The 10,869-nt window shown below is 38.1% G+C and carries 7 protein-coding genes and 1 pseudogene; all 8 read right to left on the bottom strand.

Annotation, left to right across the window (positions count from 1 at the left end; all coding sequences use genetic code 11):
• Window positions 1-2,513: 2,513 nt before the first annotated feature.
• Entirely contained in the window at window positions 2,514-3,443 is a 930-nt protein-coding gene (locus Q0460_RS10545; RefSeq protein WP_299086704.1) for a Wzz/FepE/Etk N-terminal domain-containing protein, read from the bottom strand.
• Between the two features lie 22 nt (window positions 3,444-3,465).
• Complete coding sequence (locus tag Q0460_RS10550; protein WP_299086707.1) at window positions 3,466-4,776, bottom strand: sugar transferase; 1,311 nt, start codon at window positions 4,774-4,776, stop codon at window positions 3,466-3,468.
• A gap of 1 nt (window position 4,777) precedes the next feature.
• Window positions 4,778-6,142: a mannose-1-phosphate guanylyltransferase/mannose-6-phosphate isomerase gene (locus Q0460_RS10555; protein WP_299086710.1), complete on the bottom strand. Its 1,365-nt coding sequence runs from the start codon at window positions 6,140-6,142 to the stop codon at window positions 4,778-4,780.
• Complete coding sequence (locus Q0460_RS10560) at window positions 6,135-7,259, bottom strand: glycosyltransferase family 4 protein (RefSeq protein ID WP_299086713.1); 1,125 nt, start codon at window positions 7,257-7,259, stop codon at window positions 6,135-6,137. The genes Q0460_RS10555 and Q0460_RS10560 overlap by 8 nt, the downstream gene beginning before the upstream one ends.
• On the bottom strand, window positions 7,256-8,341 hold the full coding sequence (locus tag Q0460_RS10565) for a glycosyltransferase family 1 protein (RefSeq protein ID WP_299086716.1): 1,086 nt from the start codon (window positions 8,339-8,341) through the stop codon (window positions 7,256-7,258). Before Q0460_RS10565 ends, Q0460_RS10560 begins: the two co-directional genes overlap by 4 nt.
• On the bottom strand, window positions 8,322-9,536 hold the full coding sequence (locus Q0460_RS10570) for a hypothetical protein (RefSeq protein WP_299086719.1): 1,215 nt from the start codon (window positions 9,534-9,536) through the stop codon (window positions 8,322-8,324). Before Q0460_RS10570 ends, Q0460_RS10565 begins: the two co-directional genes overlap by 20 nt.
• A complete protein-coding gene (locus tag Q0460_RS10575; RefSeq protein ID WP_299086722.1) occupies window positions 9,488-10,630 on the bottom strand; it encodes a glycosyltransferase in 1,143 nt (380 codons plus the stop codon). Before Q0460_RS10575 ends, Q0460_RS10570 begins: the two co-directional genes overlap by 49 nt.
• Window positions 10,631-10,656: 26 nt before the next feature.
• Window positions 10,657-10,869 (bottom strand): annotated as a pseudogene (locus Q0460_RS10580) (hypothetical protein); the annotation flags it as partial.

Raw genomic sequence — 10,869 nt, forward strand, 5'->3', positions numbered from 1 at the left:
TCTTTTGAGACGTTTTAGCGCTTTATAGGAGTTCTCTTTTTTTGGGTGGTATTTTTTGTATATTACAGCTACACGTAAATTTAAAAATATACCCGCGTATTTTTAATAATCACATAACTATAAAAGCTATAAGTCCATAAAGATATTGTTATTTGTGATTGCAATGCTCTATGGCTTCTTTTTATATTATGAGATGTTTTAATACTATGCATGGAGCGCCCTTTCTTTTATCCCATCCTTTAAAAGCGTTCTCTGCTTTTTAAAGCAGGCTTTAAATTCGGGCATAGCTTTTTAATGTGCAAAATTTCTCTGCTTGCATCTTAATCTTAATAAATTTTACTTTAAATTCCTGTGTAGCCTTTTAAGGGATTGCGCTATTGGGTAATGTTATTGGGTGGTGTTTAATCGTTTAAGACTAGTTTGTATATTTGAGTATTGCCGTCGTTAAAGAATCATCGTTATTTATTTGCCGTTTATTGGAATTTATGCCACCTTATAATATTTTTAATCTTAGTCCAGTTTGGAATCTTTTGATACTTAGTACTGCGTTTTTTGATCTTAGTCCGGTTGGCTATAGCTGCTTCGATATGTATAATGTAGCAACTGCCAGCGGTAGTATTTTGCTTATATTGTCATTGGGGTATTACACTGGTATTCGTAATGCGATGATTTTTGCGTATATCTCAGTTATTTGATATGGATTTTCGTAAGATTTGCTTATATGTTTCTTGCTTAAATTTATGCCGCTTTGTTTAAATTCTGCTTGATATTTATAGGCTCTTTGCCGTGTATGGTTTATCCAGCTTCTTAGCTTTTTTTACAATTATTGAATATCTTGGTGTATGCGGATATATGGGTATTGAGCGTTTTGCCCGGCGTTTAGTCCGATATGAGTAGTAGAGTATATTCTTGCACTCCTTTATTATTCATGCTAGACTTGATTTACTTGATTTACTTATTCTTTTAATGTTTTTGCTGCCTTTCGATATATTTGCGATCGAGCGGATTGTGCGGACATTCTTTACTCCTTGATTATTCTTGCGATGCTTGCCATGCTTGATTTACTTGCTATTATGCTTACTATACTTGATTTGCTTGTTATACTTATGTCTATTATTCTCGGCATATACCCGATTTACTTATCTCCATTAATATTTCTATCATCATTGATCTTTATTACTACTTTAGGTGCTTGATGTATTGAGTTGCTACCTCAAATGCTACAGCTGCTTCAAGTGCCGTACTTTAAGCTTTACTTTGAAATAACATTTAAGTGCTTTAACACCTTAACACCTTAACACCTTGATGCTTTAATGCTTTAATGCTTTAATCGCTGCAACTATTATTAAGCTTTGATGCTTGCTTTTAGTGCTATGAGTGTAAAAAGCTTTTAGAATATCCACTTTATCCTTTTATTCATTATTTGGTCTTTTCATTGCTCTTTTATATTCCTATATTATTTGTTTGCTCCATAATCTGATGGATGGCTGTTTTGGTGTTTGTTGGTATGTGAATAAATACTTTAGCGTTCTTTATTATTCTAGCTACTCTTGCCGTGCTCGATTTGCCCTCCTCTATTCCGCTACTTTTTATCTATTTACTTAAATTTTGAATCATCACCTCTGTATTTTATAAGTCTTGGCAATGTGTAAGAAATTGCATCGCTTGCCCATGCTTTTAAAGAAGCTTAAGGGCTTTTAGGCACTTTTTAGCTAAGAAGGAAAGCTCAAAAAGAGTATCAATAAATTTCGACTAAGTAGTTTTTAAGATCTTTCTAATATAATCCCCGACGCATAAGGACAAAAATAGTGCCTTAAACTTTATCTACTACTGTATTCTTTATACTAATAAGAATACATTTTACGGATAAGCGTTTAAAGCACTAAGTAAAAATTGTGTTTGATTAGCCTACTTAAGGGTTTAAGCCTTGAGCTGCTACAAAGCTTAAGCTAAATTTCTTAAGGTCTATAGGTTTTAACCCATTTTTGCTTATTATTTAAAGTCTCCTTAAGGGATAGCAAATTTTGTTATATAGTCTTTAACGACTATAGAGCTATATTCTGTAATCACGTATTATGGGGCGTTTTTAAAAGTTGCATAGATACTACACGGGACACCAATAATCCTTTACAATTATAGAATTCTAACCGGTGCTTTTTAATTAATACGCTAAATTTATAATTACGATGCTTTTGTAAATGCAAATTAGGGCCACTCGATAGTAATAAATGGCTTTTTCGATAATGTATCCAAGCGATAGAGTTCGATGCATAGATGAAATTTAATAGTCATAGCTAAAAAGCAAAAAACAATTCTAACTTTGATACCGCAATAGCTAAATGTCATCCTTACTCTTTAGTAAAATAGCATTTGCTGATTTAGCGCCAATATATAATTTTGCTAAGGTTCGTGCAACATAATATTCCATATAAAGCGCCGCAGTAGGGAGTTTTATCAAAGCAGCCTTTACATTCAACCGTAACACCCCAATATAGAAATAAATTATTTAAAATTTATCTATTTTCGGAATTACAGGTTTTAAATTTATCATAAACCAATACTACAAAGGTAGAAAGCATAAGTCCTATTATTGCAGATATTGCTAAAATGATTAGTTTTTTAGGCTTTGCTGGGCGATCAGATAAAACTATATTAGAAATTATATGAGAAGTTTTAAAATTAAAATCAGAAAGCCTACTTTCTATAATACTCTTTTTCTTCATTAAATCAGGAATTTGTACTAGAGTTATAGCACTCATTTCGTCACTTAGTTTAGGTATATTGTCGTTTAAAATTTTATCTTTTATATTCATTAACTCCATCAGTTTTAATTCGCCAGCATCGCTAAGCTTTTCTTTCTTGTTCAACATGTCTATTTGATCATCTATTTTGGCTATCTGAATACCTTTTAAATATTCTATGCGTTCTTTTAAATTACGAATTTTATCATTTTTTAAATAACTTATCTGCGAATCAATACTTACCGATTGTTCGCGTACAGCCTTTTTATATTCATCTAAAACTATAGCATCTTCTTTGCTTAAATCTGCCACCATCTCATCTATCTGTTTTTTTAGTAATTCGTTTGATTTGGCAAACGCCGTTATAATAAATATATTGGCGCTATCTTTATCGGCGACGATACTATCAACCGTTACGTTCTTGTCCTTAATATCCTTTAGTCCATCAATATATTTTACTCTAAGCTCATGCATCCGAACGGATCTTTCGGTTATATACTGTGGCATACCAGTTTCATTATTATAATAGGCGGTTTCTACCATTGCCGTTGCTTTATACCACGGAGTAGCAAATAGAATGTACAAAAGCTCAATCGCAATAAATCCGCAAGTTACTATACAAATTTGCTTTTTATATTTCCATATCTTTTTTGCCAAATCTAGCAAATCAATCTCATCATCTTCACAATAATTCTGTTGCATATTTCTTCTCCAAATTTAAAATTTAAATTGCGCCCTCGCGAACAAGGACCACCTTAAAGGTTTTTATGATTATCACGATATCGTTCCATATCGACCAGTTTTTCATATACCACGTATCCATGCCCGCCCTGGTCGCAAAATCCACATCGCTGCGCCCGCTCACCTGCCAAAGCCCCGTAATGCCGGGCTTGACGGCTAGGATGAGATCTGCATATTCACCCATATCCTTGCGCTCGTATTGCGCGCACGGGCGAGGACCTACGATGCTCATTTCACCCTTTAGGACATTGATCAGCTGCGGAAGCTCATCGAGCGAGCTTTTGCGCAAAAAATCGCCCAGCTTCGTGATGCGCGGATCGTGCTCGTATTTATGATATTTTTCAAAATACTCCACCTCTTGCGGATTTTGCTTTAGATACTGCGCTAAAATTTCATCGCCATTCTCTTTCATCGAGCGAAATTTCAGACACCCAAACGGCTTGCCGCCAAATCCCATCCTTTGATGCGAAAAAAATATGCTCCCTGCGGGCTCTTTTAGCTTCATCATCAGCGCGATTATGCCAAAAATCGGCACCAGCAGAGGAAGCGCTAAGAAAATTAGCACCAAATCAAGCCCGCGTTTAAGCGCTAAATTTAAAGGGCTTTTCAAAGAATTTCGTATCGCAAAGAGGCTGGTGCGCGAGGCAAAAACGCTGTAAATATCTGCCTGCGTAAAATCGTATGAGCGCAGCACGGGGGTGAATAAAATTTCTTTGTTTTTTCTGATGTTATGTTCGATAAGCTCGTTCAAAGCCTCCGCACCAAGCCTGCTTCCGCCAATAAACAGCACGTCGTAATCGCCGCCAAGAGCTCTAACATATCCTAAATACGCGCTTTCTAAGACGGCACTCTCAAATTCCTCGCCCTCGCCTAAAATTTTCGCCCTCTTCTGCCATAATCCAAATTTAAAAAGCTTCCTTTTCGTTACCAGCTTAAAAAGCGGCAAAACTACCGCCATAAAGGTAAAGCTCAAAATAAAGCTGGCGCGAGAAAATTCGTAATTGACTTTGATTAAAGCAAGCAACGCAAGGCTGAGTAAAAGCCCAAAAAAGCAGCTTCTCACTAAAATTCTACTCTCGTGCCAAAAATCATACCTTCTCGAATAGATCCCCTGATAAAAAAATAGAAATATCATTATGACGTAGGATGGCGCGAAGCCTTGATACCTGCCAATGTCCAGCAGCACGCTATCGCCGTAGAGCAGATTTTTAAGCGCCACGGCAAGTCCGAAGCAAAGCCAGATGCCGAAAATATCGACCGCCAAGATTATCAAAACGCAGAGTTGCTTTTTCATCCTAGCTCCTATTAAAATCATCTTGCAGGCGCACGATATCGTCCTCGCCGGTGTAGCTGCCGACTTGAGCTTCGATTAGCACGACGGGGATTTTACCCTCGTTTGCGAGGCGATGGACCTCACCCATCCTAATGAACGTCGATTCATTCTCGCGCAGCAAAAAATTTCGCTCGCCCACAGTCACGGTCGCAGTGCCGCTAACGACGATCCAGTGCTCGTTGCGATGGTAGTGCTTTTGCAGCGATAGCCGCTTGCCGGGCTTAACGACGATGCGCTTGATCTTGTAGCCGCGCTCGTCTTCGAGCACCGTATAGCTACCCCACGGGCGGTGCGTCGTTACGTGCACGCGCGCTAGATCGCTACCGCCTAGCCGCTCCACCACCTGCTTTACCTTTTGAGTAGAGCCTTTTTTGCATATGAGCAGGGCGTCTTTAGTATCGACGATAGCGAGATCCTCGACATCTATGGCGGCTATCGTGCGGCCCGAGCCGATGATGAGATTGTTTTTAGAATTTAGAGCGATATTTTGCTCGCTAGCGGTGTTGCCGTTCGCGTCTTTGGACAGCTCGGCGTCTAAGCTATCAAAGCTTCCCAGATCGCTCCAGCCTATGTCTGCGGGCACGACCTTAGCAAGGCTCGTGCGCTCCATAACTGCGTAATCGATGCTATCTGCAGGGATCTCTTGCATATCGCCCAGTTTAATTCTAATCGGATTTTCCGCGTTAGAATTTTCGTGCGCACGAACGCAGGCTTTGTAAATTTCGGGGCTACGCGCTTTTAGTTCGCCTAAAAATACGCCCGCTTTAAACATAAACATGCCGCTGTTCCAGTAAAAATTCCCCGCCGCTATGTAGCTTTGCGCCGCTGCAAGCTCGGGCTTTTCGTGAAATTTTAACACGTCATTACCGTTTGCTTCGATATAGCCGTAACCCGTATTTGCATCCGTAGGCTTGATACCAAACATCACCAAAAATCCCTGCTTCGCAAGCTCGTGCGCGCGCAAGACGCTGTTTTTATACGCCGCCTCATCTCTAATTAGATGGTCGCTCGGCGTTACGAAAACGATCTCCTCGGCCTTTAGGCTCAAACACGCAAGCGCGATCGCAGGAGCCGTATTTCTGCCGACGGGCTCGAGTAGAAATTTCACGCCGCGCGCGCCTAAAACCTCAAGCTGATCGAGCGCCAAAAAATACTGCTGCTCGTTCGAGACGACGAGCGTGCGCTCGCATAGCGGGGAATTTCGCTCGTAGCTCATCATAAAAAGCGAGCGATCATCAAAGAGGCGCACGAACTGCTTCGGCATAAGCGTGCGGCTGATGGGCCACAGCCTCGTGCCGCTACCGCCGCTTAGGATTATATTAGTCATTTAGGCCGTCCTTAAATTCCTCATATTTTTTCTCGACGTAGCTTTTGATCTCGGCTTCAAAGCGCGCGCGCGAAAATTTTAAAGAATTTTCTCTGATTTTTACAGGCTCAAATTTATCATAATTTTGCTCAAATTTAGCTACGGCGGCGAGCAGCTCCTTTGCGTTTTGCTCCATAAAATACAGCCCGCTCTTGCCATCAAGTACCGTCTCGCGAGCGCCGCCGCGCCCAAAGCAGATCACCGGCGTGCCGCACGCCTGCGCTTCTACCGGCGTAATGCCAAAGTCCTCCTCGGCGGCAAAAACAAACGCCTTAGCTCGCCCCATAAGATCCGCCATCGTTTCATCGTCTGCGAAGCCCAAAAGCTCGACATTTTTGCCCGCTTTTGACTTGATTTTCGCCATATCAGGCCCATCGCCGATAACTAGCAGCTTTTTATCCATCTGCGAAAACGCCTCGACGATGAGATCGATCTTTTTATACGGCACCATGCGCGAGGCGGTAAGGTAAAACTCCTCTTTAGCTTCGCGCAGCATAAATTTATCCACATCCACGGGCGGATAGATGACGTCGCTAGGCTTGCCGTATGTTTTTTTGATACGGCGCGCGATGTAGCGGCTGTTTGCGACGTAGTGATCCACGCGGTTTGCGGTGCTCGCGTCCCAAAGCCTAATTTTATGTAAAAAATACTTCGCCAGCATGCCCTTTAAACCGCGGTCCAGCCCGCTTTCGCGCAAGTACTGATGATACAGATCCCATGCGTAGCGGATCGGCGTGTGCACATAAGCGATGTGGAGTTGATTTGAGTGCGTGAGAATCCCCTTTGCGACGGCATGCGAACTAGATAGTACAACGTCGTAGCCGCTTAGATCAAACTGCTCGATCGCGAGCGGAAATAGCGGCAGATAGTTGCGGTATTTATCCTTCGCAAAGGGCAGCTTCTGGATAAAGCTCGTGTGGGCGCGCTTGCCTTTTAAAATTTTATTTCTGTCGGCATCGGTTAAAAAGTCGATGAGGCTGTAAATTTCAAAATCATCCCAGATATCGGTAAAACTCTCGACGCATTTCTCCGCGCCTGCATAGGTGCTAAACCAGTCGTGGATAAGGGCTTTTTTCATCTCAAACTCTCCATTATTTCAATTATCTGTTTCGCTGAGCGCTCCCAGCTAAATCTTTTTATATTTTCAAAACCTTTAACGCGAAGCTCGTTTTGTAAATTTTTATCGTTTAAAACGGTTTGAATTTTATTTCTCATATCTTCTATGTCATTCGGATCAAAATAAACAACGCTATCGCCGCAAACTTCAGGCAAACTCGCAGCATTTGAGCAAACGACCGGACAACTGCACGCTTGCGCCTCAAGCGGCGGAATACCAAAACCCTCGTATAGCGATGGAAATACGAATAATTTCGCCAAATTATAAATAGCGGCGATATCCGCGTCTTTAACATAGCCCGTAAAAAATATACGATTGCCAAGATTTTTTGTCTGAATAATCTCAGAAATAGTGCTATCGCCCGTTATGAAGCCATCCTTTTTACCTACTATAACCAAATTTAGATTCGTCTTTTCCAATGCAAATAATAAATTCTTTAAATTCTTATGCGGTTTAACATTTCCCACAAATAAAACGAAATCCTCAGGAAGACCATAGCCCTTTGCCGCCGCTTCTAAGGCATTTGAATCGCAATGGCGATTAAAGCGCCTCTCATCTATCGCATTTGGCACAACGAAAATATTTTTACCGGTTTTAGTGTATTTTAATATCTCACTCCGCGAAAAATTTGAAACGCTAAGAACTATATTGCTTCGGTTTAGTGCTTGATTAAAAAGCGTTTTTGCATATATTTTCTGCATAAAATTTAGCGTATCGTAGAAGGCTAAATGGAATACGTCGTGGATAGTAACCACTCTAAATTTTGCTCTTATCGGCAGGATTGGGATATTAAAATGTGGAGACCAAAAAATATCACATTCAGGAATTGTTAAAGGCAGTTCAAGCTGCTCTTTTACAGAATAAATTTTGCATTCGCATTCTAAAATTTGAACACTTTTACTCCACGTATAATCCTGCATCTCGGCTCTACTACCAAGCAGAATAACTTCAAATTTTTCCACCAAAAAAGGCAGTAGCGATTTGATATATGTACCTATACCGGATGCTTTATGCATACGAAAATCAATTACTAATTTTTCCATTCAATTGCCCATACTCAAAATTATATATCAATCCAGCAATCATCCAAAAAAATAGCTTCTCAGCATTTCCAAAAAAATGATCATTAAAAAAGCTTATAAAAACAAAAGCAAAAATATATGCTATAAAATATAAAAATATATTATCTTTCATTTTTATATATAATAACCAAGCCATCTTTATTATATGATATAAAAATGCATAAAATACACAAAAGCCAAGTACTCCAAGCTCTATAAGTGCTTTTAAATATTCAGAATGGGGCGCAATAATCTTTGCGTTGCCAAAAACATACGAAGCCGCTCCAAGACCATATCCAAAAGGATTAGCGAAGAAGAGAGAGATAGCATTATCCCAGATTTCATATCTAGTTATAACACTAGGTGTGCCAAAAGGAGTATAATGAAGCCAAGAGCCGTATAAAGACCATACGCCTGAAAGATATGTGATTTTTGCAAAATAATATAATATACAAATATTTACGAAGAAATATGCATGAAGCAGCATAGGGTTAAAATTAATTTTTAGTAAAAGTAACATAGAAATAAGAATAGCTACAAATACTAATGGATTTTTAGGAATATAAAAGCAATATAAAGTCATGAGAGATAATAAAAAGATATATCTATATTTATTCTTAAAAATATAAGATAATATAACAATAGAAATGCCATATATGTATAAAGTCTGATCCCCTGCAAAAAATGATCTTATTCTAGTTTTTCCATCTGATTCAAATAAGTTACCTACCAAGTTAAAAGCCTCCTTTTCGAAGTCGGCATAGCCAAATATCTCATTAAATATAGTATAAAAAACCGATAATATAAAAAAAGAACCAAGCCCAGAAATAATAAAATTAATTTGAGTTTTTGATCTAACACAATTTGAAAAGAAAAAGAAGGTTGCAATAGCTGGTAAAAAATATGTTATAAAGGTAATAACTCCAATTTTAATATCAAAAAACATATAAATAAATAATATACAAATAAAAATGTTCATATATATAGAAGTCTTTTTTCTGAAAGAAAAAACAGCTATAAATAACCATATTAAATAAATTAAAGCCTTATATATATACGCATACGAGCCAAAATAAAATAGACTAAATCTATCAACAAAATTATTTAAGCAATACCAAGTAAAAACTATTATATAGAGAAAAGCAAATTCAATATTTTTTGTATTTTTACGTTCCAATCATTGTCCTTTGCAAATTTTACGATTTCGCCCACGCCTATTTGCCTTAGGGCTACGGCTTTTTTTAGACACGTCACAAAATCCTCTTTCGAACCGGCTAATAAAGCAGGGCTATTTAGCTGCTCTAACTCTCGCCACTTAGTCGCTACTGTATAAAGTCCAGCCGCAGAATACTCATATAGTTTTAGTGGACTTATAGAATGAACTAAATCCATATCTAACCTAAACGGGATTATACCGACGTCTGAAAATTGCAAAAAAGAGGCAATCAAATCATTATTGACCTTGCCGTAAAACGTAATATTTTCTCTAGATTGTATTTGATCAAAATTGTCGGGTTTAAATTTTACGGCTCCAATTATTAAAAAATGCACATCTTTTAGCTCGTCGGCGACATAATCTAGTAGGTCGAAGTCAAACCAGCTTTCTATAGCGCCTACATAAACGGCAACTGGTTTTGCAATCGTGCAAAAAAAATCCGGCTTATCGTATTTTTTTTGAAATTTATTAAAATCAACTCCATTTGGTACATAGAAGCAACTTTTATTAAATTTTTCTATATAATTTTTAAGATTCGATGATGTATATATCACTTTATCTGCTTTTTTTATTAGATACTCCTCTGCCTTGATAGCTGCTGCCCCTACGCCAAAACCTTCAAGCCTATCGGTAACCCTAACAATCAACTTCTTATATTTTATAATGTTTATTAAAGGCAGAAATACGAAATTATCTATCACTAAAGTATCTACGTTTAAGAAATCATAATTTTTAAGCATATTTTTAAAATTTGGCAAGGTAAAAATATGCCATATTTTTATAATCCAATAAAATTGGGACGGCAGCTTTTTAAATGGCGGAATAAGCGCAAATGGGGTATATATAAAATAGTTTTCAAAAATTTCATGCAAGCCTTTCTTTGCCTGAGCCAGCCTGGTGGCTTCGTTGATCTTATTATGAAAGGGGGAAACAGGCGGCGATATAAATAAAACTTTGTTTCCCTCCTTAGCCAGTAATTCACTATAATAATTACAGCCGACTTTAAATGGAGATCCATAATAAGAATTTCCACACCATAGTATTTTTTTAGACATTTTTCATCCTACTGCGATATAAACTTTTACTTTTTAAGTTTAAACACGGTTTCTCTACAAAAAACCAGCTGATTATAGCGCAGCATATAGACAAAATAGCGACATATACTACATAAATGCTGCCCCCCCCCACCTATTTGGACAAAAATATTTACAAAAAACATATGGTATATGTAAATACCGTAAGTAAAATCATTACCTCTTAAAAAATCATCAAGGCCTTTAAAACTAAAAGCAAA

Origin of the sequence: uncultured Campylobacter sp., from assembly GCF_937980635.1 — a bacterium.
Classification (GTDB): domain Bacteria; phylum Campylobacterota; class Campylobacteria; order Campylobacterales; family Campylobacteraceae; genus Campylobacter_B.

Coding starts and splice junctions, on each gene's coding strand:
- Q0460_RS10545 (WP_299086704.1), bottom strand. CDS start 3,443: ATGCAACAGAATTATTGTGAAGATGATGAGATTGATTTGCTAGATTTG.
- Q0460_RS10575 (WP_299086722.1), bottom strand. CDS start 10,630: ATGTCTAAAAAAATACTATGGTGTGGAAATTCTTATTATGGATCTCCA.
- Q0460_RS10550 (WP_299086707.1), bottom strand. CDS start 4,776: ATGAAAAAGCAACTCTGCGTTTTGATAATCTTGGCGGTCGATATTTTC.
- Q0460_RS10565 (WP_299086716.1), bottom strand. CDS start 8,341: ATGGAAAAATTAGTAATTGATTTTCGTATGCATAAAGCATCCGGTATA.
- Q0460_RS10560 (WP_299086713.1), bottom strand. CDS start 7,259: ATGAAAAAAGCCCTTATCCACGACTGGTTTAGCACCTATGCAGGCGCG.
- Q0460_RS10555 (WP_299086710.1), bottom strand. CDS start 6,142: ATGACTAATATAATCCTAAGCGGCGGTAGCGGCACGAGGCTGTGGCCC.